This is a genomic window from Bacillus haimaensis (genome assembly GCF_048270625.1).
GTDB classification, from domain to species: domain Bacteria; phylum Bacillota; class Bacilli; order Bacillales; family Bacillaceae_I; genus Sutcliffiella_A; species Sutcliffiella_A haimaensis.
This window is the reverse complement of the sequence record NZ_CP158164.1, coordinates 2,457,243-2,480,605: the sequence shown is the minus strand read 5'-3', so window position 1 is coordinate 2,480,605 and position 23,363 is coordinate 2,457,243. Positions and strand designations below refer to the sequence as shown.

Below are 23,363 nucleotides of genomic sequence, written 5' to 3'. Positions count from 1 at the left end.
TAAGTCTTATTAAAATTCTATTCCAAATTTCCTGAAGTACCAATCATCACTGAATTTCCTTTTCTTAATATATAACTCACGTTGTTTTAATACCCCATCCTGGAGTACTAAGGGCACAATAATCTTTGCTTTTCTTTGCGTAATGATCCTTTTGCACTTTTCTATTCGTACTTCGTTAAAATGTGAAAAGGCAAGCCTTAATAAGTTGTAGTAAACATCATCCGGCTTCACTTTATATGGATGTATTCTCCTGAATAAATGATAAATTGTTACTTCCGTCTGTACGTGGCATCTGTAGCCGAAAAGCCATAGTTTTATAGATAGTTCTACATCTTCGTGTCCCCATGTTTTAAATCCAGTTTCAAATCCTCCTACATCCTCAAACACGACCTTTGAAATTACGAAGCAACCTCCTGGGATCACAGCTGTCTCAAATATTGAATTTTGCTTTGTGTGCCAAATTATTTCCATATTAGGAGATAATGTCTGTCCATAGCCTATTGACTCTGGATTTTCCATATCTGCTATTCCTGGTGTAACAACATCAGATTTATTGGTGATTAATGGTTCAATTAGTTTATCGATCCATTCTTTTTCAAATGTCAGATGGGCATCACAAAAAATCAGATATTCTCCCTGTGCATCTTTAGCTCCAACGTTTCTTGCATTAGCAGATCCAATACCTGTTGTTTCAATCAACTTTATTTTTTCTTTTTTATCATAGTAGCTTAAAAAACTGCAGCATCCGTCGGTTGAGTTGTCATTAACAATAATTACTTCGTATTGGTATTTTGATGGAAAAGAAAATAAAGAATCTAATGTCATCTTGACGTTATCACCCTCATTTTTCACTGGAAATATAATAGAAATAAAGGGTTTTGTTTTCATTTATTTGCCTCCATTGTAAGGATTTCTTCTTGATTACTTCTATTATAATATGTTAATCTTTTTACCTTTGTGTGGACTTTTCTTTATGACTGAAGCAACTAAAAATAACGACGATTCCTTATTCTTCACTGCCAATCAAAATGTGTAAAATCTCTTGAAATAGCCTATAATTATATTTTTTTTAATATCTTAAGACACTAGTCCATACCATATCATTCAATCTTACATATAAAATAATAGGTTGAAAATAACAGATCATTTCAAATACAGAATGCAATAGTATTTAGATTTGTTTGTTCTCAACAAAAAATAAATAGGAGTGAAAAGAATGAAGAGAAATACAGGCTGTGGTTGCGGTTCTGGTTCAGGTTCCCGCTCAAACCACGATTTTTGTCCACCTGCCCCGCCTTGTGATGTGGCAGATACCATCCATCAGGGTGGTTGTAATGTAGAACCATTTCCGGTTATTGCAGATGAAGAGAGAACGATTGTATTAACTGATATTACACTGCAGACGAACGTTGAATCGCAAATTAAGCTTCCTACATTTGCAAGAGAAATCAAGCACATTCGCAAAAATGTCTCTCTAACTCAATGCAAAGCTATTCCTTCTGTGTTAAACCCATCTACAGTAGTAAAACTGTACGTCAGAGGTATTGTTCATAAGAATATTCAATATGTCGAGGATTGTACTGGTGTAGTGAAAGATTACGGTGTAGATGTGGAGTTTAGCTGCTTCCAAGATGTAACGCTCGAGAATCCAATTTTCTTCCCATTTGGTAGATTTAGTCAAAAAGGCTCAATTGACGAAGTGAGAGAACTGGCTAAGGACGGAATGGGGGCAAATCGCTGCACGTTTGGTTCAGCTACATTTGAAGTATTTAATGAGCCTATCGGTTGCAAACTGCTTTTCGCGTTCGTGAATGATTTGGATTTCTTGGAAAACTTTGATAACTGGGGAAGATTTAATCATGTTACTGAGAAAATGGAAGTCTTGCTTGGTATAAAACTGTTCCAGAAACAACAAGATTTCGTAGGTCCTACAATTGCACCAACAGTGCCACCGAATACTAGTGGTGTACTAGGTGCAAGTGCTACTATTTATGATAGATTCAGAAACATTACTGGTCGTTAATTTATCTGAAATGTTTGAGTATGCCCAGGCTGCCACAATGAACAGGCATCCTTTTATGCAACGTCAAGTGGCAAGGGACGCTGACTCAGTCAGCGTCCTTCATTTGTATATCTTGAACATATCCAGGGTAGTATAGTGTTTGCAATTTGAAGGAATAGAAGATATTGGGAGTGTTGTAGTTTATGAGCTAGATTCACAAACAAAAGAAACTTCAACACATTATTAATAAAAGCTTCTAGGTTTATTAACAGATAAAAAATGCAATTTAGTATTGTCAACTATAACAAAAGTGAATATTAATAATATTGAATGGAATAAAAAAGCAATATCACAAACCGACCCCGGTCCATGATATTGCCTCCAAGGATCCTATCCAGCTCGCCAAAGTCAGAGTAGGAATCCATATTAATATTATTGTGGTGGTGGAATGACTGCCACGCGCACCTGTTGATTTTGAAGTACTTTGATATCAAAGGTCAAGAACATCTTTTCAACTACTTCATGGAATGTTCCTTCTTGGAATGGAGCATTCCCCGACAGTGGTGTACGGTCAATCGCTTCATCCCATTCAATGATATTGCTTGCAAGCAATTCGCAGTACGGAATTTCGTTGTAGAACTGGCTGCTGACCTGATGGAATTGGGAGAGGTCACTCGACAGGAATTTTTCCTTTTCAGGGAAACCTGGACCTAAATCCTGTGCTCTAAAGAAATCGAATTCGTTTCGGCCGTTGAATAATGGTAGTTGTGGTGGAGAAATGAATTCATTTGCAGGAATAGTTGTAACACATTCAAATGCAATTTTAGCTGTCAATGACTTGATCTCGGATGAAATGCAGGAATCCCCTTTGGAATGCGGGCAAGGTGATGCATACGTTATGTTCTTGCGGACAAATCCTTTCAGGAATAATTTCAAATCCATGTTTTGGAAAAATCCATCTGCGGCTGCAGCTGCTGGAGAAATTCCCGGCAATAGAAGTCGGCATTGAACTATTTGAATAGTTTTTTTGATATCTTTGATCTCAAGGACAGGATGCGGAAACTTAATGTTAGCCACAAGGCTCGTATCTACTCTTCTTTCCGCGATTGTGACAGGAACCTTCATTACTACTTCATTATTCATATCACCAGGTGTTGTCTGAGGTTCGATCGCTACACTATCACACTGGCCAATGGAAGCAGAAACATCTACTTCAACACAATTTTTATCTTTATTCATTATGTTAACTTCCTCCTTTAATTTTGGGTACAGTTTATGTTATGCACACCCATGGGTAAGTGCAGTAGTGCAAACGTGGAATTTTAGTAGATTTAATGAGGGGAATTTATTAAAAACTGAAGAGTTCCACTTTTTTTTATTTATCTTCTTTTCCCCTTACATCTATCTATACAAAAAAAAATTCTTGAAATATTATATTATATCTTAATTATTAAGGAGGAATTTTTTTGAGTATAGGGTATGACGGCGACACTTGCAAAAAACACAGCTGCCACTGTTCAAAGAAACATCATTGTTCAAGCAAAAGCAGTGACTGGAAGGAGGATTGCATGGAAAAAAAGCATCGTTCATTAACGAAAACAAAAAAGGGCCATTGTGTAGAAGTAGTGGAGAAAGTCTCTATCTTTAAGAAGTGTACAAGTGTCAAAAAGAAAAGTAAAACAGATTGCCATGAAGAATGTAAATCACACCACAAGTGTAATAAATGCAAATGCTCTTGTTGTGAAAAAAAGAAACATCATGGTTGTGAAGAAAAATGGAAACCCCCCAAAAACCTCGACCTTGTAAATGTCAGGAAGAATGGGAAGGGTATGATGAATGGGAAGACCAAGAAGATTATGAAGAATATGACGATGATCATAAAGATCATAAAAAATGCAGATGCCATGAAAAAGAAAAAGAAAAAAAGCATCATAAACCTAAAAAACGTAAGAAATGCGATGAATGCGATAAAAAGAGAAAGTATCCATGGTAAGTTGACTAAGCAATTTTATATCCCCTTTCATAAGTAGGGTTTTGGGGAATCAAAAACACCTTCATTCTCAGGATGAAGGTGTTTTTTTCTGGGGATTTGTGGCGGTTAATTGGAAAGTTGAAAAGCCGCAATTAAATAGAAGAAAAAAATAAAAAAGACCGGAAGCCGGTCTCTCTATTTTTCAAAATATAAATGATAATGCAATTGGCAGCCCGGATTAAAGGGAGACCTGCAAATGGGACATGTGGAATTACTATCTATATATTCATGAATGGATAGTTCATTCTGGCAGACTCCACAAAGTATCGCTTTTTCACCAAAACTCTTTTTTGGCCAGACCTGTGCATGATGATCAGAATGCTCATCATGGCATTGATAACATGGGAAATATGTTTGACAGCAGTAGAATTTGATCGCAATAATGTCTTTTGAAGAGTGGTAATGAACACACCTTGTTTCCTTATCCACCGTCTTTCCAAGAACCTGGATATTCTGACCTTTATTCATATACGCTTTTTTCGCTCCTGCCTTTAACGTTTACTTACATCAAAACATAAAGCAATATAAAATTCCAGCTAATTATACGGCTGCCAAACAATTTCTCCGGACTTCGCTTCCTTATCGATCTCTATATGGAAATCATGTTTTTTGTAGAAATGTACAAGGCGGTCTACATGATCCCAATCCCTCTCGGCGATATCTCCTGTAATATACCTGATATTTCGTTCTGTTGCCACCTCTTTTAGGTAGTTCATACAGATTGTCCCAAACCCCTTGTTTTCAGGGCCTTTGATATCACCAATAAAGATGGTATCTTCATCCTTATAGGTTGCCTGGATAGAATAGTCCCATTGTCCACGGTATGCGGAGTCGCAATCATTTAGCATAATCTTGCATGAGTGATTGTCATAGTTGGTGTAAACCACTACCCAAGTATCATCTTTTGTCTGATCAATTCCGATAACTTGCCACTTTTTTGCGATCTCTTTCATGTTTTCTTTCATGCGAAACATCTGATGTTCAAGCTCATCCAATTCCTTTTTTATCTCTTCTTTATTTTTTGAAGTATTTACTGTCTCTTCTTCGGCTAAAAATAAGCTTGTAAAAGACATCCAATTCCCCTTATTTCCAGAAAATACTTTATTCCGTTAAAATTTTTCGACGGTTTTTGACAATCAGCATTAAATTATACAGGTGTATTAGAAAATTATCAAATGTAAATGTGCAAAGACATAATAAAAACGGGTCGTCTCAAGGATCGACCCGCTTTTATTTTTCGTAATGGGAGCGCAATAAGAAATGATGTTTTTGCGCTATTAGTAACTTGCTTCATCACAAGCATTATAATTGACATAAAAGTGTTTTAATTCGTTTGCCGCGGTTAAAATTCCATGGTAGCTTTTCTTACTTAAACAACGTAAGCCCTACCTCTCATACGTCCTTACGGCTCCTAGGCCGTGCCAGTACGATTAAGCTTTGCTTAAAAAACTATATGGAACGCCAGTGCATCCTTGTGATATGTTTGTAAATCTAAAGAATGTCATAACGTCCTTCCTTTCAATATCAAGTTACTAACTTTTTTGGACCAGTGCCCAATCTCTTATTATACACCAATTGAACAATAAGTCAAATGGAGGAGGATATAACTCGATTTTTGTAGGAAAAAAATTCACAACCGAAAAAAGCTTTTTGATATGATATTAAAAGATAGAGAATCTTGGTGAACTTTTTTAAAGGGAGAGCAGATATGGTCGTACAAAATTTCGAGGGTAATATAACGGTTAGTGCAGAAGAATTTTTACCTAACAATGAGTTGGCAACATACATCCAAGAAAATGTGTTCAGCAGAATCGTGAAAGAAAAGCAGGAAAATGAACGGGATGAAATAAGATTGTGGGTAGCTGGGTGTTCTACGGGACAGGAAGTTTATTCCCTTGCCATTCTGTTGAATGAATATCTTGAAGCACAGTCCAATATGGAATTTAAGATATATGCAACTGATTTAGATAAGGACTCCATTCGCATTGCGAGTGCAGGCATTTACCCTAAACATGCATTTGACAATGTTTTACCGGACATACAAAAAAAGTACTTTGATAAAAAAGATGAGTTTTATGTCGTTAATCAGGATATACGTAAAAGAATCATTTTTGCACCGCACAACATCGCGAAAGATCCAACCTTCCAAAAGCTTGATTTTATCAGTTGCAGAAATGTGATTAACTACTTCATGCCCCAACAACAGCAGAAAATAATTTCCAAGTTCCATGAGTCATTAAATAACAATGGTTTCTTGTTTCTTGGAAAAAGTGAAACTGTAGGGGAATCAAAAAAATACTTCTCGGCTGTAAATAATAAGTGGAAAATCTACCGGAAGCTACAAGTGGACTTGCACCCAGCAAATGAACCCGGTAATGACATGCTTACATCATGGGATGAGATGCAGCAGCTAAACACGCTTTTAATGACGCAACAATCTCTTCAGATGCAATTAAGTCTGAAAGAATCCGAATTAATAAAGGCGAATGAGAAACTAGAGGAAATGAAACGGTTGCACTTAAAAAAAATGGAGACCCTCCGTGATGATTTGGCAGAACCTACTCTATTTATTACAGGGCTGCTAGATCTTCTTCAAAAAGAAGATTTGCCATTTAAAAAAGAGTATGCCCAGGCATTGCAGTTTGAAATGGGCAAGCTCAGTAAAGCACTAAAATTGTTTTATATTAATCAAGGGAAATAAAAAATAACCGGCAGTAGCAACAGCTATTGGCCGGTTATTTTTATTTCGAAATGAACTCTTTGATGTCTGCCAGTTCGGAGCGGATCAATTCCGCGTACTCCTCTTTTCCGGCAGATTGAAGATCGTGTTGTATGATATTGAGCAGATCATATATGGTGGAGATTTTCCTTGAAGCCTGCTGCAGGTTTATATTGTGAGTATTTTCTTCCACTGGCGTCGGAATGACTTTTTCCCATGCACCTCTTTGAATCTTTTCTTTGATCTGTTGGAATTCGAATTGAATGTGATTGTAGGAAGCTGATTCATTTAAACAGACAAGATGGATGATATCTTCTTTTGGTTGATAATTATAATGGATAGTAAACAAGGTGGTGGGCGACTCTATTGTATTCAGATTTATCTCCATCTTCCCGGGTGAAGGAACATTAAGGAGTCGCTTTAACTTGTTTCTACTTTCTGAATCCACTATATGGAGAAACGATGTAACAGGATAAAAGAGGTGGGTTACCTCTTTTGAAACATCCAGGATGGAAAAGTCGCTTCTTAATTTAAAGTAGGGTACCGGTATACGATACATTATAGTAACACTCCTTTTTGGACGAAGGAAGCTTCACTCTTGTGATTATTCAACCACTCATACAGAAAGGCAGCATCTTTAGCAATGATTGTATTTTCCGTACAGCAAGAGAGGAAAGCGGCTTCTTGATGAAGACGACTTCCTACAATAATGGTTGCTTGTGGATGAATGGCTGCCAGTCTCTCGATTGTATCTTTTAGTTTCGGCAACAGGTGCCTGATGGTAATGGAAATACAGATGATTTCGGGCTGCCACTTCTTCAGACTATACTCGGCATAGTCCAAAGGGAGATTGGAACCAAGATCATATACATCCCAACCGAATTCCTCAAATAAGGAAGAAGCCATTTTAAGGCCCAAGTAATGCTCTTCTCCTTCCACACAGAAAAACATGGCCCTATTGGAAGGAGTTTTGGAAACAGGGTCCGTACCTGATAGGGTCATTTCCTTTTTTTCGAGATGATATTTAGATAAAAGAAGATCGCTTACACCGGTAGCGAGGTGCTCGTCGGCAACCGTAATTTCATTTTTCTCCCAAAGCTCGCCAATGTGGTACATGGCATCCCGGAATAGAAAATCATATATATATGGGCTATTGTAGCCCTGTTCGATTGTGTCTTTTATACTAGCCCATCCTTGAATAACATTCTTTTCAAGAAAGTGGGCAGACAGCTTTTTTGCAATTTCATGCATACTAATCCCCCTTATGGATGTCTAGTAGTTACTTACAGTATACTATATTTTAGGGAAATCGATAGACGTCAAGTTTTAGTGGCACGTTGCTAATTCCTAAAAAGTCTGATTATTTCCTTCAAATGATATATACAGGGTGCGAAAAATATTTTATGCTAGTACTATTATAAGAATAGCAAAGGGAGTGCTCATTTGAACTATCAACCAAGTGTACAGGAAACCTTCACATTAATCAAAGAGCTTGTTTCCATTCCAAGTCCTTCCGGTAATACCGGCAAGGTAATCAACTTTGTGGAAAATTTTCTGCAAGAATATGGAGTGGAAACAAGAAGAAATCGAAAAGGCGGCCTTCTTGCCACCATCAAAGGTACAAACGAGAGGGAGCATCGGATGCTGACGGCCCATGTGGACACATTAGGTGCGATGGTCAAGGAAATCAAATCAAATGGAAGGTTAAAACTTACCATGATCGGGGGCTTTCGCTGGAATTCCGTAGAAGGGGAATACTGTGAGATTGAAACATCAGGAGGCAAGGTTTATACAGGCACCATTCTCATGCATCAGACATCTGTTCATGTCTATAAAAATGCTGGGGAGGCAGCCAGGAATGATGAAAACATCGAAGTGCGGATTGATGAAAAAGTATCCACACGAGAACAGGTGAAAGCGCTAGGAATAGAAGTCGGAGATTTTGTCTCATTTGATCCTCGTGTACAAATGACGGAAAGCGGATACATAAAATCCAGACATTTAGATGATAAAGCAAGTGTAGCCATCTTGCTTAATATGATCAGACATATTCAAACCGAGAAAATAACTTTGCCATACACAACGCATTTCCTTATTTCCAATAATGAAGAAATCGGTTATGGAGGGAATTCCAATATCACTCCTGAAACGGTCGAGTATCTTGCCGTGGATATGGGGGCATTGGGAGATGGTCAATCCTCCGATGAATACACAGTTTCAATCTGTGTGAAAGATTCCAGTGGGCCGTATCACTATGGCTTGCGTAAACATTTGGTGGAGCTCGCACAAAAAAATGAAATAGGATATAAAGTTGATATCTATCCATTTTATGGGTCGGATGCATCTGCTGCGATCCGTTCCGGACATGATATTATTCATGGACTGATTGGGCCTGGAATCGAATCGTCCCATGCTTTCGAGCGGACACACGAAAGCTCCGTTCTCAACACACAGAAGTTGATTTATCATTATCTATTGTCTGAGATGGTGAAATATTGACTCAAACAAAGAGCAGCCGAGTAGGCTGTTCTTTGTTGTTCCTAAGTAAAATACTCAATTCGGGCTTGTGGGAAATAGGAATGAATGTATTGGGATAAGGTATCCTTGATTTCTGTAGCCTCATCCTTGGTATAGACATATTTGCCAATTCCGTAACGTCCCCATTTATATTGCCGTTTTGCTTCATCCAGTTCCAATTTGGTCATAGGATAATTCTGTTGGATTACGCGTTTCGCGGGCTTGGTGAAACGGTGCTGGATCAGTTCAAAGGTTAAATCCTCAGTAGCGTGAGCCGGCAGCTTATCATATAACTTTTGGAACAAGGTTTTATAGCCGTCCTGCCAGCCTTCATGCAAGTAGATGGGGGCAACGATGAAGCCAAGTGGATAATCGGCGCCAGCCACTTTTGCGGCGGCTTCGATTCTTAAATCGAGAGAAGAAGTCCCTGGTTCAAAATTCTTGATTACATAGTCGGCGTTGACACTAAACCGAAATCTCGTTTTCCCCTGATGGTCAGCATCAAGCAGGTGGTCGACATGGTGGAATTTGGTAACAAAACGAAGTTGCCCATGCTCCGATCTTCCGAAATATTCAATAGCCCTTTTTAACGAATGGGTGAGATGGTCAATTCCTACGATATCCGATGTACATGATGCTTCAAATCTTGTTATTTCGGGTGCCCGTTCCTTCATGTAATTATCTGCAGCATCAAATATTTCATCCAGATTTACATAGGTACGAATATATGGCTTGCTGCCCATAGTTGTTTGCAAATAGCAATAATGGCAATGGCCCATACAGCCTGTTGCAAAAGGGATGGCATATTCAGCAGATGGTTTGGAAGAATCAAACTTCAAGGTCTTTCTTACTCCGACAACGAGCGTAGATTTAGCAATACGATACTTTTGAAAATCATTATCCCCCGGCAAGTTCCGTATCTGGTTATGGGAAGTAGTCTCCCTGATTTCCAGCCCCATCGCTTCAAATTTCTGCTTTAATTCTCTTCCAAGCTCGTATTCCAATGCTTTAGGTTCAATATAGACCAGTTGAGGAACAAATGGTTTCAAAAAAACACCTCCTAATCATATGTAGGCCCAAAATAGTCATTATACATAGCTTCTGCATCAGCCAAAGACTTGAAAAAGACAAACTCATCTGAAAGCGGATAATAGGTATCATATAAAAATAAAGCTAATTGACTTGAATCGTGCGGATCAGGAACCACTTGCGCTTCCTGCAAGGTTGCTACATTTTGGGTATGTGGGTTTCGATAGAAAAGATAAACTGAGTCGCCGACCGTTACATCAGCAGAATTGGACGGTTGAGGTATTTCCATGGTCTTCACCTTCTCGAATAAATTCTCTACTATTGTTTATTCTTTTTTGAGCGCCACCAATTATTCTTGAGAAATAATGTCAAAGGGCTATTAATTTAAAATTATAAATTCTCGAAACTTTTATAGATTACAATCGTCTATTATTTAAAAGGGATATTTTGGGGGTAATGTTATTGAATAACGTGGATTTAAGACCTAAGCCTAGGTCTGCACTCAGAATTTGGCTAGGAACTCAATTCTACATAGCAAAACGATGGGTGGAGTGGAAAACGGATTCTATCAGGTACGCTGATTATCAGACAGATGAATTGCTGCCATACCTATCTTTTAAACATTCCACTCCCACCTTAAGAAAGTTAAAGAATGTGGATATGTGGTATCAGCACAATAAAGTGATCAATCTGCGCATTGCTGTACAAAAATTAAGCGGTATTGTACTGAAGCCTGGAGAAACCTTTTCCTATTGGAAGCTTATCGGAAAGCCAACCAAAGAGAAAGGGTATGTGGATGGAATGGTGTTATTTTACGGAAAGTTCAAACCCGGTGTAGGTGGTGGACTGTGCCAACTTTCCAATTTGATATACTGGATGACATTACATACTCCTTTAACAGTGACCGAACGCTATCGTCACAGTTTTGATGTGTTTCCCGACTCAAGACGAACACAGCCTTTTGGAAGTGGGGCAACCTGCTCCTACAATTACTTGGATCTGCAGATTCGAAATGATACCAATCAGCCTTTTCAACTTCTTGTCATGGTCAAGGGGGACCAATTGGTCGGAGAATGGAGGATGGCCAATCCACCACTTGTCAGCTATAAGGTGTATGAAAAAGATCATCGAATAACTCCTGCATATTGGGGAGGCTATCTTCGCCATAACATCATTCATCGAAAAGTATCAAACTTGCAGGGGATGGAGGTGGATGATCAGTATGTAACGGAAAATCATGCTATCATGATGTATGAACCGTTGCTTGAAGCATCCGAAAACAGCGGTTAAATCTACTGCAAGGTGTGAATAAGTAAATGATTAAATTGCCGAAAGAAGCAAAAGACCAAATGATCAGCAGTATCCAGACCTATTTCGAATTGGAGCGGGATGAAACTATTGGCGAGCTCGGAGCGGAAATGCTCGTTGATTTTTTTGTGAAAGAGATAGGGATCTACTATTATAATCAAGGTGTGGCTGATGCCAAGCTGATGGTCGAGCAAAGATGGTCAGCTGTGGAAGAGGACCTTGAAAGTTTGAAACGTTCAACGAGATCGAAAAGGTAATAAGGTTAAAAGCCCTTCACTGACAATAGTGGAGGGCTTTTTTGAATGTGCTATGAATAATTAAGCCTTTCCGCAGAGAGTTCAAAAGTTTCACATCTGAACAAAAGTGGAAATAAAACTATAGGTGGTGACGAATATGAAGACGAATGTATTGGTGATTGGAGGAGGGGTAGGAGGTTTAACGGTCGCTCTCAAGCTTGCAAGGTGCGGCATAGGAGTAACTCTGGTGGAGCAGATGAAGGGAAGCCCCCACCTATATAAAGGAGAGCTCGTCCAACCAAAGACTTTGCAAATCTTTGACAGTATCGGCCTTTTACCACCTGTATTGGATGCGGGGCATATCATTAACAAAATAGATCTGGTCGAAAGAAAAAAAACGGTAGATGTTAACATGGAAGAATTGCCATTTCAATCAATGAGCTATAACATTCTGCCAAAACCATACCAACATGCTCTTATGATTCCTCATGAAACATTAAAAACCATACTGCTCGAGGAAGCGGAGAAACATCCATCTTTCAAGTATATTCAGCCGGGGAGGTTTATGGGATTTGAAAATGGTCTGGCAAAAGTTAAGCTCGCCAAGGAAGAGGTTTTTATTGAAGCTGATTACTATGTGAGTGCCGAAGGAAGAAAGTCGAAGGTGCGAGATTACATGAGGCTGCGCCGGAAAGAAAAGAAATATGATCATCATTTTTTGACTGTAACCTTTCCAAGACCCAAAAGCCTTACGGAAGGAAAAATAATCTCAACCGACCGGACTTTCCTAGGACTCTTTCCGCTTCCAAACAACATGGTGAGGTCTGTTTATCTGATTCCAAAGGGTTCCTATAAAACAATGATAGAGGAAGGTTTGGAATCTTTTTATGAAAAATACTTAGAACTGTGTCCATCATTGGATGGGTATGTGCAAAGAATAGAATCATGGAAACAGATACAACTGATGATTCCTGTTCACTATCATGTTTCCAGCTATGTAAAAGATAATATCGTTTTATTGGGAGATGCTGCTCACAGTGTCCATCCCATGGCTGGTGAAGGAATGAACCTTGCTATCCAGGATGGGGATGTGATCGGAGAGCTTTTCTGTTGGATGTATGAACATAACCGCCATTCAAGCGAACTTTTATCATTATACGAAGAAGTAAGAATGCCGCGTGTTCATCATATTCTAAAACTGAGTCATTTATCTGCGCTTGCCTACTCCCGGCCTTTGCGCTCGTTGGTATCGTGGAGAAAGAAAGTGATGGACCAGCTTACAAATGACCCTGTGCTTCATATTAAGCATATGCTGAACATTTCCGGATTGGGTATTTGGAAGGAAACCATCATCGATAGGGCCATTCAGTCGGGAGTGGCCCCAAAAAGAAAAGAAGAGATGGATTTTCACTTGGATAAGCGTCATCTATTTACAAAAAAGGATGATTATCCTTGGAGGGACATGGAGGAGGAAGTCAAGGGATGATAAGTGAATATGTTCGCCTATTTAAAGCAAGAGGATATATGAAGAGAAATCTGCCTTTTTTATATAGTTGGCATGCATATGTAGGCTATGAGCTGGACTTGTACGAAGCCTTTAAAAAGCCAAAAACAATAACTGAAGTTGCACAGGAATTCTCCCTGAAGGAGGATCTCCTTGTCAGATGGGTGGAAGTAGGTGGAGTGATCGGCTACTTGAAGCAGCGCTCCAAACAGAGATATCAGACGGTAAAGCGCTTCATGGTACCTTCGAGCAAGAATAACCCAAGATCGACAGGCGTACTACTGAAGGAAATGATGGAGCTTCATATTCCAACCCTTATTAAGTACCCGAAAATGATGCAGGAGGATCAAAAAGAGAGTTTTAACCAGGATAAGCATGGAATGGTGGTAGCACAAACCTCTTCTTTATTAGAACAGTTGGCTGTACCTAGAGTAATGAAGGTTATGAAGAAAGCAAACCCAAAGCGTGTAGTGGATGTGGGTTGTGGAAGCGGTGGATACCTGCTGAAGCTGTCGAAAAAATTCCCAAAGGCGGAGATGCTTGGAATAGAGTTGAACGAGGATGTTGCAAAGGAAGCAAAAAGAAATTGCATGGAGCAGGAACAAATAGAGATACTCTGTAATGATGTGCAGGAATGGAGCCCAGAGTCGAAAGTTGATTTTGTCATGTTGAATAATATTCTCCATTATATCTCCCCAAAAGATAGAACCACTCTATTTAAAAATATCGATGAGTGGTTGAACCGCAAAGGAACTCTTTCCATCGTGACGCCGATCCATAACTCCAAGCATGGGGGACAGTTCTCAAGTGTATTTAACAGCTTCTTTACTGCGTTTGATAATCTCTATCCCCTTCCATCAGAGGATGATTTGGAAGAACTGGCTCGACAAGCGGGTCTAAAAGTGGAAAAAATGAAGCCTGTCATCAAAGAAGGTGGCTGGTATCAGATTACTCTCACTAAAACTAAATAGTAGATTGATAGGTTCTGCGGAGAATGAAAAACTCTCCGCAGACCATTTTTTTTTTGGTTGGAAAACCCTATGATAGAAGAGTATTCCTTAATATTCTAATATAAGGAAACTTTGTAACAATCCCTTAATATACCCGTTACTCATGTAATGAAACTGTTATTCCACTGTTCTTTTAATCTAGCAATATCATGATATGATTGTAAGCATTGAGTCAGAATACATAGGAGGTATTTCGTATGAAGAAAACCATGTTTTCATTGGTAACAGCAGCGGCCCTTGCAGGTACGTTCGGTCTAGGTTCAAATGCCTCTGCTGCAGAAGTAACAGTAAAAAAAGGTGATACTCTTTGGGATATCGCAAAGTCAAATAACATAACAGTTCAAGAATTAAAAGACTGGAACAATCTATCCGGTGATCTGATTCATCCGGAACAAGGTTTAAAAGTGGCTTTATCCGAACGCTACAAAATTGTAAAAGGTGACACACTTTGGGCGATTTCCCAAAACTATGATGGAATCTCTTATCAGCAGCTAGCTCAATGGAACTCCATTGAAAATCCTGATTTAATCTATGCAGATGATGAATTAATTATCTATACAAAAGGAAATCCGAATCCTGAACAAACGGAAGTGCCAGCTGAAGAGCCAGTAACAGAGGCACCAGCAGAGGAAGCACCTGTTGAGGAGCCAGCAGAAGAGGCACCAGCCGAAGAGCCAGTAACAGAGGCACCAGCAGAGGAAGCGCCAGCCGAAGAGCCAGTAACAGAGGCACCAGCAGAGGAAGCACCTGTTGAGGAGCCAGTAGAAGAGGCACCGGCAGAAGAAGCACCAGCTGAAGAGCCAGCAGAAGAAGATGAAGCTGCTGACAAGGAAGTTGTCAAGGAGCTTACAGTAACCGCTACTGCTTATACCGCATCCTGTGAAGGTTGCTCAGGGATTACTGCAACAGGTATCAACTTACTTGAAAATCCAGACATGAAGGTTATCTCCGTTGATCCAAATGTCATTCCTTTAGGTTCAAAAGTATGGGTTGAAGGCTATGGAGAAGCGATTGCTGGAGATACTGGTGGAGCAATCAAAGGCAACAAGATTGATATCTTCATTCCGGACAAGCAAGATGCTATCAACTATGGTGTCCAAGAAGTACAAGTAAAAGTATATAAATAATAGATTTTCAGAGGCTGCCCGCATTGGGTGGCCTTTTTGTGTTGAATGAAGGACAAAATTGTATGGAAGGGTGCTTGAAAAGTCCATCAAGAAGTGGATGAAGGACCTTTTCATAATGAAGGAGGCTCGAAAGGTCCATCATGCAAACTTCCTTCAAAAAAAACTCTTCCAAGAATTACAACTCTCAAGTAAAATATGAGAATATTCTTTTAGGTTGGAATTTTCTAACCTTGTATAGGAGGAAGAGAAATGATTCGACAACTAACGGAAGCAGATCATGAAATCTGCTACGACCTAGTGAAGGAACAAGCTGCAGAGAATTTATTCATTTTAGGTGATATCGAAGCGTATGGCTATGAACAGGATTTTCAAAAGCTATGGGGGGACTTCGACGAGAACGGAGAACTGCATGCGGTCCTGCTAAAATACCAGGAAAATTTTATCCCTTACGCAAAGCCGCAGATAAATTTTGATGCGGAGGGTTTTGCTCAAATTATGCTTCAGGACCCGGATTTCACCATGATGTCTGGCCTTAAAGACATCACGGAAAGATTGGAGCCATTCTTAAATGGCCGACTTAAGCGCAAAAGAGAGACCTATTATGCGAAATGCACCAAACTGAATTCTTCCACAACGGAAAATGTGCCAACGACAGATGTGTACCTTGCTGTCCCTGAGGATGCGGAGGAACTGGTGGAGCTGCTGAATGGCGTTCCGGAATTCAGCGACTCCATCATTACGGTCGAACGAAAGCGCAGGGGGATTGAGAAAGGGTTATCTCGATCTTACTTTATAAAAGAAGATGGAAGAATGGTTTCTACTGCTTCCACTACAGCCGAAAATTCCTTATCAGCAATGGTTGTCGGTGTTGCGACCCTGCTTGACTATAAGAAAAAGGGGTATGCCACGCAATGCATGGTAAAGCTTTGTCATCAATTACTCCAGGAGAGGAAAGAATTGTGCCTGTTTTATGATAATCCAGCAGCGGGAGCCATTTATAAGCGAATCGGTTTTCAGGATATCGGCTTATGGATGATGTATTCATATAATAAAATGAAGGGCTGAAACTATTCATTCGTTTTGAAGGAAGTTTATCAATTTCTCATAGTGGAATATAAGAAATACTATGAAAAAATTGTTGTGATAGGATGAAGTGTCTTGAAGAAAACGAATGTTATGATGAAATGGCTGAATAGTGGTTATTTAAGAGAAAAATGGGTTGCCATTTTTCTTGTTTTGCTTGGTATGATAGTCAGTGTGTCAGCCGGGGGCTTATTTCTTGAACTGGCAGAAGAGGTCCTGGAGGAGGAAAAGTTTGCGTTCGATCACGCGATCATGACCTTCCTTCGATCACATGAATATGATTTGGTATTTTCGAAAATGAAAATCATTACAGAAGCTGGCTCGGTATGGTGGATTGCTTCTGTTACTGCTATTACCGCAGTATTCCTCTGGTTTTATAGGAAGGATAGATGGGGTGTCCTGTTTTTCATCATTGCAAATGGTGGTGGAGGACTTCTCGTCCTTCTGTTGAAACATGTGTTTCAACGTCCTCGTCCCTCCTTAAATCCGGCCTATGATGGGAATGGATTCAGTTTCCCAAGCGGCCATGCTACAGGGAGTATCATCCTTTATGGCTTCATGATATATTTGATAGCTAGGGAAAGAAAACTTATTATCGGTAGAGTCGCTGCTATTATTGGATTGCTGTTTCTTATAATCTTTGTGGGATTTAGCAGAGTCTATTTGGATGTCCATTACCCGAGTGATATTCTGGGAGGGTTTGCCGTTGGAACGATATGGCTGTTATTTTGTCTTTTTTCCTTGGAAGTTTCTAAGATAAAAGGAAAGCGAGCTTTTATAGGCAACTTGATTTCTCATAGAAATTGAAAAAGACGACAGGCATGTCATCATACCCCTGTCGTCTTTTTCATTTGGATTTTCTTCTCTTGTTCTACTTGCTCCATGTACTTGTCCAGCAAAACCTCTTGGTCATTGGTTTCATATTTCTTCTCCAGAACCGGTATCAATTTTTCCCATGTAAGGGTTTGTTTATATAGCTCGCGATCGAATTCATGATTCAATTCCGTTAAAGAAAGCTTCAATGCATCTGCAAATGCTTTTTGCTGAGGTATTTCACTTTGGTCCGGCCCTGCTGTTATCCACTGATCCAGTTCTTCTTCAGATACCCTCATATCGTATTTCTCTTCTGCCACAGTTATCCAGGCTTGGTTTTCTGCCTGATTTTCCTTGGCTATCTTCAAAGCCTCATCTGGTGTAAAATCCCTTTTATTGGATAGTTTCTCATCACCTAAAGCTCTTATCACCCATTTTTCCAAAGTTTTATCCTCTAGATCCATAGCTAGGGCACGCGCCACCACATCTTCAAAAATAAATACATATTCCCCGTAGTTGAGTTCAGTATTAGCAAAAAAATTATCTAGCGGGGCATCGGTAGTAGGTTCATTTTGTTCCTGACATCCTATTAATAATAGTAGAAAAATGACGATAATAAAGATAGTTGATTGTTTTTTCATGTACGCTCACCTGTTGTTTTTCTTTTATCCTACCAAGAAACAGGAAGATGAGCAAAAAGAAACCTATTAATTAAGAATGAAAGGGAGTGATTTCCTTGTTAAAATATATGTTGAATCTATTATTTATTTTAATATTAGGCCTAGTGGGATATCATTTTTTCGATTTTATCGATGAAGGATCGCTTTTTTCCTCTACCACATTAGCTTCTGTACAGGAAATCGAGCATAAGGAATATGAGAAAAGTGTTGACTACCAGCCTGATCGCGAGGTAACCACGTTAGAGACATTAAGCGTCCAGCATAGCTATCTTAATGATATTACAGGATGGGGAGGCGTAGAAACGACGAACATCCGTAATCTGATTACCTCTGACGAGTGGAAGGAACTTAAAGCTGCTGTAAATTGGATGAAAACAGAAGGATTTGCCCCATCCAAGATACTCAATGATATGGAAAATGCCCATGGATTTATTTTGCTAGTTGAAAGGGAGGGTGACAGAACGGCCCTTCGTTACCTCCACCGAATTTTTCATGACCTAGATGTGACATTAAATGAAGTGACGGAAGAAGAGGGTGATACAACTATTTGGGGTGTCACACATGCATTTGGAAATAACCGCGATATAAGAAAAGCAAATAACCATTTAAAAAATAATTTCTGAGGAAGGCGGCAAGTTTAACGTCTTCCTTTTTTTAGTTTGAAAAGTTTGAAAAATTAGATAAAATATAAAGGTTTTTGTCCTTCTTTGTAGAAATAGTAATGTGTTGAAAGGAGAGAAGGAGGAATCATAGTGAAAATCACAGAATTTATGGGGAATAAGGTATGTACCCTTATTATGGAATCCGATGGTCATAAAGTGAAAATTGAGTTTATGTATTCAGAACATCATCCAGAAATTCTTGACTATAGCTTTCGAATCAATGGCAATCCTTCCTTGCAGACAAGAAACAGAGTAAACGACTTGGCGGAAAAGAAAATGCATGCCCTTTTCTTTGAACTTACACAAAATGTGATTTAAGTGACCCTTCTATGGAGGGTCTTTTTTATGGCTTTTTCTACAGATTTTGTAGGACTAATGCTTGTTTGCATTCACAGAAAAATGAGATAATGAGAATGAAGGGAAGGGGTATTTGAATATGAGCATAACTATTGAGGAATTGAAGAAGTGGGATAGCGAGGATGAATTAAAGGGATATCGCAAAGAATTTTACATAAATGAAAATAGCATTTATCTTGATGGCAATTCACTTGGATTATTGTCTAGAAGGGCGGAACATGCATTGCTGGACATGCTTGATTCATGGAGGGATCTGGGTATCGACGGATGGATGAAAGGGGATAATCCTTGGTTCTATTTTGCTGAGAACTTGGGAGAATTGAGTGCGCCACTGGTTGGAGCAAAAAAGGAAGAAGTCATCGTAACGGGATCCACGACAGGTAATTTGCATCAGCTTCTTGCCACATTTTATGAACCAAAGGGGCTTAGAACAAAAATTGTTGCTGACGTATTGAATTTCCCTTCTGATATCTATGCCATCCAAAGTATGTTGAAATTGAAAGGGTGCGACCCAGCAGAACATCTCGTCCAAGTGGAAAGCAGGGATGGGAGGCTTTTAGATGAGCAGGATATTTTAGCCTCATTGAACAAAGAGGTTGCCTTACTCATTTTGCCGACAGTCCTGTACCGTAGCGGCCAATTATTGGATATTCAAAAAATTACACACGAAGCACATAAACAAGGAATATTAGTGGGGTGGGATGGCTGTCATTCAGTTGGTGCGATTCCTCACCAGTTTCATGAGTGGAATGTCGATTTTGCCTACTGGTGCAATTATAAATATTTGAATTCAGGTCCCGGAGGAGTGGGAGCGCTCTTTGTTCATGAAAGGCACTTTGGCAGGACACCTGGTCTAACAGGATGGTTTGGTTCCAAGAAAGAAAAGCAATTTGACATGGAGCATCATTTTACTCCTGCAGAGGCGAGTGGGACTTATCAGATTGGTACCCCGCATATTTTCAGTATGGCACCCCTACTGGGTTCACTTAGAATGTTTGATGAGGTCGGAATGGAGAAAATCCGAAAAAAATCGCTGCATCAAACAAGAATCCTGATGAACCTTATTGAACAAGAGTTGTCGGAATACAATTTTATCATTGCAAATCCAACAGATGACCGCTATCGTGGAGGACATGTCAGTCTGGAACATCCGGAAGCTGCAAGGATATGCAAATCTTTGAAGGAGCATGGAGTGGTCCCTGATTTCAGAAAACCCTCCATTATCCGGTTGGCACCTGTTGCACTATATACAACATATGAAGAAATTTATCAGATGGTCGCCATTCTAAAAGGTATTATGCAGGAGAAGCATTACGAAAAATACTCAAATGAAAGAGAAGTAGTAGCCTAGGAGGATCAAGATGATCATATACGATATTTCACGGACGCTTCATTCCAAAACACCAACATGGCCTGGGGATACACCATTCTCCTATTCCTTGAACTGGACAAAAGAGGAGACGGGATCGGTTAATGTGGGGAGCATTGAAATGAGTGTTCATACGGCTACTCATGTGGATGCACCTTATCATTTTGATGAGAATGGAGCAAAGCTCAACCAGCTTGAACTGTCTGTATTTATGGGTCCGGCAATTGTATTGAAAGTGTCCAAGCTAAAGGGGCTAGACCATGGGAAGCTGAAAGAATTGTTAAAAGGACATGAGAAGAAACGTGTTCTATTTAAAACTGATTCATGGGAGGATGAATCAGCCTTTCCTGGGAGTATTCCCTCTTTGAATCCTGAAGCAGTAGCTGTGTTAAAAGAACTGTCTGTTCCATTAATTGGAGTAGATCTCCCGAGCGTAGATCAGCTGGATAGTAAAGAGCTTGCCATACATCATCTTCTTCATGAAGCGAACATCGCCATTTTGGAGGGAATTGATCTAAGGAACGTAAAGGAAGGCGAGTACGAGTTGATTGCACTGCCTTTAAAAATAGCCAGTGCAGATGGCAGTCCTGTAAGAGCGGTGCTTGTTAGCAGATAGTTACATTAGATGACCTCGGAAAAGAAAAGTGTCCGAGGTCATTTTTTATGGTCGGAATTAATTGATTATTCCTGTCCCATTTATTTTTACACTTACCTTAGGAATGATTTCAATAGTTGGATAGGTCTCCCTCCATTTTAACTTCTCCCAGGTCGAATGGTGGTGGACTCGAAGCTCTTCTCCGATTTTTAGAACATCACTATTGGCTTCCTGGATCGTTGCGATGATGGGTTTGGATTTCTCTTCGATTATTGCAGCAGCTTTATCCGCCAGCTTGTCCACCTTTTGTTTGTCTAGAGGACCGTTTTTGGGGTATTCAGCAATCGAGGTGCTTAACTTTAAATGCACCACAATCTTTATGGAATCAGGAGATTCTGCCTCGATTTTTATAGTGGGTTTAGACTTATTAATATTTAAAGTCATGTACTGGTTTCTTACAATCTTTTCATCCTCATGTACCTTAAGGACCATTTGAGTTTTTTTCCCTTTATAACCTGCCATCAACAGTAATATTGTCGCATCAGTAGGGGGCAGAATATCCCCGGTAAAGACTTTACCGCTGATTAGTCCGACTCCGCTAACCTGTATATCATGCGGTTCTATTCTCTCGATAACAGGTAAAATAAAATCTGATGCAGGGTCAAACATTATGGGACAAATCGATTGGACAGTTTCATTTGCGATAATGGTATTTTCTTCGCCATTTTCCAAAAGGTCGGTTACAGCTTCGGTCAGCAATGTTTCTTTAATGGTCCCCATATCGATAACATTGAAAGCATCACCTTTTGTGATGGCAAGTTTTGCTCCAAGTGGTGCTCTTGGATCTCGGTATAGAATATCAAGAATGGAGTATAGATCCTCTCTTGCCAGATCTTCCCCGATTAGATATACCCTCATCTTGCTGGGAGAGAACTCACCAGGTATTTTCCTATCCAGTTCCAACCGCGTATCCCTCAGTGTAATGCCTGAGGCCTTTACAATAGCAACTGTCGCCTCTCCAGGTTCACCGCCGATGCTGACTTTCTTTGTTTCCCTTATTGCAATCGAGGAAAGTATTTCGTCGTTTTCCCCTTTATCAAGTCCAACCGTAAACACAAGCTTTAAATCTTTTAGTAAACGCTGGTCCCAGCAGGAAGTAAGAAGCAGAAGACAGAAAATCATGGTAGTGGTGACGGAAAGCTTACGTAGACCTGACATGTTTTTTCTCCTTTCCGGTTTTTTTCTTGAAAAATCCAAAAATCAAGAAGACTATTGGGAAGAAAAAGACAAATGAATAGATGATGTATTGGAATAACGAGTCTATCTTTTGAATAACGAATTTATCCTGCAAAAAGAACCCAGAGATAAAAATAGGAACAACAATAATTGGTACAAAAGTGGAATGCGACTCAGCGTGAAACAGCTCCTTCAGTCCTTTGCTGGCTTGGTACAAATAGATGATAAACGAATTTGTCATCGGTATGACCCATATGGATAAAAAAATCAAGTCAAGCCTTTCAATAATCTCAAATGATATGGCCTTTAGCATATAGAGCACCGGCTCAGGCACTAATGTCATTTCCACCGGGCTAAAAATAATCAAGCTTGTGAAAACGAGAAAGGTGTAGATGGATATGGTAGTGACGTTCGCTAAAGTAAGTGTTTTGAATGTTTTCTTTTTTTCCTTTAAGAGTGGATAAACCATCAGGATAATTTCAAACCCAGCCAAGGCGATAAGTACATCTTTTACTGCTATGAAGATGTTTTTAATACCACCATCCCCGACCGGCAGTATATATGATAAATTTGCATCGCGATATACGGTTGATACTAATAGGATGAAAAATAGAATAACACCAGTGGACAAACTGAAAAATCTGGCAATCGTTAATATGTTATCTGTAGCCAGGTATACCGCTACAATGATAATCAATATATAAATAATCCAGAATGGGGTCAAAGTGAGAATCCATTTATTGATGAGACCTGTTTGCAGGACTGCAACAAGTGCTGCTACAGCAGTAAAGTAAAGGATATAGGCAAAAATCAGAATCGAGCCAATGAACCTTCCAAACAGATGCTTCATGATTTGATAAATGTTTTTCTCAGGAAACCATCTAGATATAGTGAGAAAAATAAGCAACCATATCTGTAAGACAATGCCTGCAAGTATCGTAGAAATCCAGCCGTCCCCTTTTGCTGTACTATGGACAGCAAATGGGAGGGATAGAATTCCGACACCCATTTGCGACTGAATGATAATAAAGTAAAGCTGACCTTGGCTAATTGATTTCTCACTTGCCTTTAGCATAAAAAATCT

General features: G+C 39.5%; 26 protein-coding genes. 15 read left to right on the top strand and 11 right to left on the bottom strand.

All coding sequences use genetic code 11. The features are described from left to right. Nucleotides 1–9 precede the first annotated feature (9 nt). The gene (locus ABN702_RS12600) at nucleotides 10–888 is read right to left on the bottom strand and encodes a glycosyltransferase (protein WP_417897198.1); all 879 of its coding nucleotides are present in this window, start codon (nucleotides 886–888) and stop codon (nucleotides 10–12) included. A 328-nt stretch (nucleotides 889–1,216) separates the two neighbouring features. Here ABN702_RS12600 and ABN702_RS12595 point away from each other — a divergent pair, with 328 nt between their 5' ends. After that, nucleotides 1,217–2,023 (top strand): CsxC family protein, encoded by an 807-nt coding sequence (locus tag ABN702_RS12595; protein ID WP_417897197.1) that lies wholly within the window; start codon nucleotides 1,217–1,219, stop codon nucleotides 2,021–2,023. A 411-nt stretch (nucleotides 2,024–2,434) separates the two neighbouring features. Here the strand turns inward: ABN702_RS12595 and ABN702_RS12590 are convergent, their stop codons facing one another. After that, nucleotides 2,435–3,241: a CsxC family protein gene (locus tag ABN702_RS12590; protein WP_417897196.1), complete on the bottom strand. Its 807-nt coding sequence runs from the start codon at nucleotides 3,239–3,241 to the stop codon at nucleotides 2,435–2,437. Nucleotides 3,242–3,570: 329 nt separating this feature from the next. On the opposite strand from ABN702_RS12590, the gene ABN702_RS12585 reads away from it, so the two are divergent. Next, nucleotides 3,571–4,032 (top strand): hypothetical protein, encoded by a 462-nt coding sequence (locus tag ABN702_RS12585; protein ID WP_417897195.1) that lies wholly within the window; start codon nucleotides 3,571–3,573, stop codon nucleotides 4,030–4,032. 137 nt (nucleotides 4,033–4,169) lie between these two features. On the opposite strand, the gene ABN702_RS12580 is transcribed toward ABN702_RS12585, so the two are convergent. Together ABN702_RS12580 and ABN702_RS12575 are read right to left on the bottom strand one after the other, a co-directional pair. After that, nucleotides 4,170–4,502: a CHY zinc finger protein gene (locus ABN702_RS12580; RefSeq protein ID WP_417897194.1), complete on the bottom strand. Its 333-nt coding sequence runs from the start codon at nucleotides 4,500–4,502 to the stop codon at nucleotides 4,170–4,172. 68 nt (nucleotides 4,503–4,570) lie between these two features. Beyond that, nucleotides 4,571–5,107: a hypothetical protein gene (locus tag ABN702_RS12575; RefSeq protein ID WP_417897193.1), complete on the bottom strand. Its 537-nt coding sequence runs from the start codon at nucleotides 5,105–5,107 to the stop codon at nucleotides 4,571–4,573. A gap of 635 nt (nucleotides 5,108–5,742) precedes the next feature. Here ABN702_RS12575 and ABN702_RS12570 point away from each other — a divergent pair. Further along, a complete protein-coding gene (locus tag ABN702_RS12570) occupies nucleotides 5,743–6,735 on the top strand; it encodes a CheR family methyltransferase (protein ID WP_417897192.1) in 993 nt (330 codons plus the stop codon). Nucleotides 6,736–6,775: 40 nt separating this feature from the next. On the opposite strand, the gene ABN702_RS12565 is transcribed toward ABN702_RS12570, so the two are convergent. Both ABN702_RS12565 and ABN702_RS12560 read right to left on the bottom strand, forming a co-directional pair. Beyond that, nucleotides 6,776–7,312, bottom strand: a complete 537-nt coding sequence (locus tag ABN702_RS12565; protein ID WP_417897191.1) for a hypothetical protein — start codon at nucleotides 7,310–7,312, stop codon at nucleotides 6,776–6,778. After that, on the bottom strand, nucleotides 7,312–8,004 hold the full coding sequence (locus ABN702_RS12560) for a cobalamin B12-binding domain-containing protein (protein ID WP_417897190.1): 693 nt from the start codon (nucleotides 8,002–8,004) through the stop codon (nucleotides 7,312–7,314). Before ABN702_RS12560 ends, ABN702_RS12565 begins: the two co-directional genes overlap by 1 nt. Nucleotides 8,005–8,196: 192 nt before the next feature. On the opposite strand from ABN702_RS12560, the gene ABN702_RS12555 reads away from it, so the two are divergent. Next, complete coding sequence (locus ABN702_RS12555) at nucleotides 8,197–9,252, top strand: M42 family metallopeptidase (RefSeq protein ID WP_417897189.1); 1,056 nt, start codon at nucleotides 8,197–8,199, stop codon at nucleotides 9,250–9,252. A gap of 41 nt (nucleotides 9,253–9,293) precedes the next feature. Here ABN702_RS12555 and splB read toward each other — a convergent pair whose 3' ends face one another. Together splB and ABN702_RS12545 are read right to left on the bottom strand one after the other, a co-directional pair. Beyond that, a complete protein-coding gene (gene splB / locus ABN702_RS12550; protein WP_417897188.1) occupies nucleotides 9,294–10,319 on the bottom strand; it encodes a spore photoproduct lyase in 1,026 nt (341 codons plus the stop codon). 11 nt (nucleotides 10,320–10,330) lie between these two features. Then, nucleotides 10,331–10,588 carry a transcriptional regulator SplA domain-containing protein gene (locus tag ABN702_RS12545; protein WP_417897187.1) on the bottom strand — a complete coding sequence of 86 codons (258 nt, stop codon included), beginning with the start codon at nucleotides 10,586–10,588 and terminating at the stop codon, nucleotides 10,331–10,333. Between the two features lie 173 nt (nucleotides 10,589–10,761). Between ABN702_RS12545 and ABN702_RS12540 the strand changes: the two genes are divergently transcribed. The 7 genes from ABN702_RS12540 to ABN702_RS12510 all read left to right on the top strand — a co-directional run bounded on the left by ABN702_RS12540 (nucleotide 10,762) and on the right by ABN702_RS12510 (nucleotide 17,374). Further along, nucleotides 10,762–11,589, top strand: a complete 828-nt coding sequence (locus ABN702_RS12540) for a VanW family protein (protein ID WP_417897186.1) — start codon at nucleotides 10,762–10,764, stop codon at nucleotides 11,587–11,589. A 26-nt stretch (nucleotides 11,590–11,615) separates the two neighbouring features. After that, on the top strand, nucleotides 11,616–11,864 hold the full coding sequence (locus ABN702_RS12535) for a DUF2164 domain-containing protein (RefSeq protein ID WP_417897185.1): 249 nt from the start codon (nucleotides 11,616–11,618) through the stop codon (nucleotides 11,862–11,864). A gap of 136 nt (nucleotides 11,865–12,000) precedes the next feature. Continuing rightward, nucleotides 12,001–13,329 (top strand): FAD-dependent monooxygenase, encoded by a 1,329-nt coding sequence (locus tag ABN702_RS12530; RefSeq protein WP_417897184.1) that lies wholly within the window; start codon nucleotides 12,001–12,003, stop codon nucleotides 13,327–13,329. Continuing rightward, the gene (locus tag ABN702_RS12525) at nucleotides 13,326–14,318 is read left to right on the top strand and encodes a class I SAM-dependent methyltransferase (protein WP_417897183.1); all 993 of its coding nucleotides are present in this window, start codon (nucleotides 13,326–13,328) and stop codon (nucleotides 14,316–14,318) included. Before ABN702_RS12530 ends, ABN702_RS12525 begins: the two co-directional genes overlap by 4 nt. A gap of 236 nt (nucleotides 14,319–14,554) precedes the next feature. Continuing rightward, nucleotides 14,555–15,484, top strand: a complete 930-nt coding sequence (locus ABN702_RS12520) for a LysM peptidoglycan-binding domain-containing protein (protein WP_417897182.1) — start codon at nucleotides 14,555–14,557, stop codon at nucleotides 15,482–15,484. 249 nt (nucleotides 15,485–15,733) lie between these two features. Continuing rightward, nucleotides 15,734–16,549 carry a GNAT family N-acetyltransferase gene (locus ABN702_RS12515; protein WP_417897181.1) on the top strand — a complete coding sequence of 272 codons (816 nt, stop codon included), beginning with the start codon at nucleotides 15,734–15,736 and terminating at the stop codon, nucleotides 16,547–16,549. Between the two features lie 93 nt (nucleotides 16,550–16,642). Then, nucleotides 16,643–17,374 carry a phosphatase PAP2 family protein gene (locus tag ABN702_RS12510; RefSeq protein ID WP_417897180.1) on the top strand — a complete coding sequence of 244 codons (732 nt, stop codon included), beginning with the start codon at nucleotides 16,643–16,645 and terminating at the stop codon, nucleotides 17,372–17,374. 20 nt (nucleotides 17,375–17,394) lie between these two features. On the opposite strand, the gene ABN702_RS12505 is transcribed toward ABN702_RS12510, so the two are convergent. After that, a complete protein-coding gene (locus tag ABN702_RS12505; protein WP_417897179.1) occupies nucleotides 17,395–18,021 on the bottom strand; it encodes a hypothetical protein in 627 nt (208 codons plus the stop codon). 95 nt (nucleotides 18,022–18,116) lie between these two features. Between ABN702_RS12505 and ABN702_RS12500 the strand changes: the two genes are divergently transcribed. From ABN702_RS12500 to kynB, 4 genes are all read left to right on the top strand, one after another. Next, complete coding sequence (locus ABN702_RS12500) at nucleotides 18,117–18,683, top strand: hypothetical protein (protein ID WP_417897178.1); 567 nt, start codon at nucleotides 18,117–18,119, stop codon at nucleotides 18,681–18,683. Between the two features lie 129 nt (nucleotides 18,684–18,812). Then, nucleotides 18,813–19,040, top strand: a complete 228-nt coding sequence (locus tag ABN702_RS12495; RefSeq protein ID WP_386636065.1) for a hypothetical protein — start codon at nucleotides 18,813–18,815, stop codon at nucleotides 19,038–19,040. A gap of 118 nt (nucleotides 19,041–19,158) precedes the next feature. Beyond that, nucleotides 19,159–20,430: a kynureninase gene (gene kynU / locus ABN702_RS12490; RefSeq protein WP_417897177.1), complete on the top strand. Its 1,272-nt coding sequence runs from the start codon at nucleotides 19,159–19,161 to the stop codon at nucleotides 20,428–20,430. Between the two features lie 10 nt (nucleotides 20,431–20,440). Further along, nucleotides 20,441–21,064, top strand: coding sequence for an arylformamidase (gene kynB, locus ABN702_RS12485; RefSeq protein WP_417897176.1), 624 nt, complete (start codon nucleotides 20,441–20,443; stop codon nucleotides 21,062–21,064). A 57-nt stretch (nucleotides 21,065–21,121) separates the two neighbouring features. On the opposite strand, the gene ABN702_RS12480 is transcribed toward kynB, so the two are convergent. After that, nucleotides 21,122–22,261: a Ger(x)C family spore germination protein gene (locus ABN702_RS12480; RefSeq protein ID WP_417897175.1), complete on the bottom strand. Its 1,140-nt coding sequence runs from the start codon at nucleotides 22,259–22,261 to the stop codon at nucleotides 21,122–21,124. Then, nucleotides 22,245–23,354 (bottom strand): GerAB/ArcD/ProY family transporter, encoded by a 1,110-nt coding sequence (locus ABN702_RS12475; RefSeq protein ID WP_417897174.1) that lies wholly within the window; start codon nucleotides 23,352–23,354, stop codon nucleotides 22,245–22,247. Before ABN702_RS12475 ends, ABN702_RS12480 begins: the two co-directional genes overlap by 17 nt. Between the last annotated feature and the right edge of the window lie 9 nt (nucleotides 23,355–23,363).

Excerpts from the sequence above, each read along its gene's own strand:
- ABN702_RS12515 (WP_417897181.1), top strand. The coding sequence starts at position 15,734 with ATGATTCGACAACTAACGGAAGCAGATCATGAAATCTGCTACGACCTA.
- ABN702_RS12475 (WP_417897174.1), bottom strand. The coding sequence starts at position 23,354 with ATGCTAAAGGCAAGTGAGAAATCAATTAGCCAAGGTCAGCTTTACTTT.
- ABN702_RS12575 (WP_417897193.1), bottom strand. The coding sequence starts at position 5,107 with ATGTCTTTTACAAGCTTATTTTTAGCCGAAGAAGAGACAGTAAATACT.
- ABN702_RS12565 (WP_417897191.1), bottom strand. The coding sequence starts at position 7,312 with ATGTATCGTATACCGGTACCCTACTTTAAATTAAGAAGCGACTTTTCC.
- kynU (WP_417897177.1), top strand. The coding sequence starts at position 19,159 with ATGAGCATAACTATTGAGGAATTGAAGAAGTGGGATAGCGAGGATGAA.
- kynB (WP_417897176.1), top strand. The coding sequence starts at position 20,441 with ATGATCATATACGATATTTCACGGACGCTTCATTCCAAAACACCAACA.
- ABN702_RS12590 (WP_417897196.1), bottom strand. The coding sequence starts at position 3,241 with ATGAATAAAGATAAAAATTGTGTTGAAGTAGATGTTTCTGCTTCCATT.
- ABN702_RS12520 (WP_417897182.1), top strand. The coding sequence starts at position 14,555 with ATGAAGAAAACCATGTTTTCATTGGTAACAGCAGCGGCCCTTGCAGGT.
- ABN702_RS12535 (WP_417897185.1), top strand. The coding sequence starts at position 11,616 with ATGATTAAATTGCCGAAAGAAGCAAAAGACCAAATGATCAGCAGTATC.
- ABN702_RS12545 (WP_417897187.1), bottom strand. The coding sequence starts at position 10,588 with ATGGAAATACCTCAACCGTCCAATTCTGCTGATGTAACGGTCGGCGAC.
- ABN702_RS12585 (WP_417897195.1), top strand. The coding sequence starts at position 3,571 with ATGGAAAAAAAGCATCGTTCATTAACGAAAACAAAAAAGGGCCATTGT.
- ABN702_RS12560 (WP_417897190.1), bottom strand. The coding sequence starts at position 8,004 with ATGCATGAAATTGCAAAAAAGCTGTCTGCCCACTTTCTTGAAAAGAAT.
- ABN702_RS12480 (WP_417897175.1), bottom strand. The coding sequence starts at position 22,261 with ATGTCAGGTCTACGTAAGCTTTCCGTCACCACTACCATGATTTTCTGT.
- ABN702_RS12570 (WP_417897192.1), top strand. The coding sequence starts at position 5,743 with ATGGTCGTACAAAATTTCGAGGGTAATATAACGGTTAGTGCAGAAGAA.
- ABN702_RS12505 (WP_417897179.1), bottom strand. The coding sequence starts at position 18,021 with ATGAAAAAACAATCAACTATCTTTATTATCGTCATTTTTCTACTATTA.
- ABN702_RS12530 (WP_417897184.1), top strand. The coding sequence starts at position 12,001 with ATGAAGACGAATGTATTGGTGATTGGAGGAGGGGTAGGAGGTTTAACG.
- ABN702_RS12600 (WP_417897198.1), bottom strand. The coding sequence starts at position 888 with ATGAAAACAAAACCCTTTATTTCTATTATATTTCCAGTGAAAAATGAG.
- ABN702_RS12525 (WP_417897183.1), top strand. The coding sequence starts at position 13,326 with ATGATAAGTGAATATGTTCGCCTATTTAAAGCAAGAGGATATATGAAG.
- ABN702_RS12595 (WP_417897197.1), top strand. The coding sequence starts at position 1,217 with ATGAAGAGAAATACAGGCTGTGGTTGCGGTTCTGGTTCAGGTTCCCGC.
- ABN702_RS12580 (WP_417897194.1), bottom strand. The coding sequence starts at position 4,502 with ATGAATAAAGGTCAGAATATCCAGGTTCTTGGAAAGACGGTGGATAAG.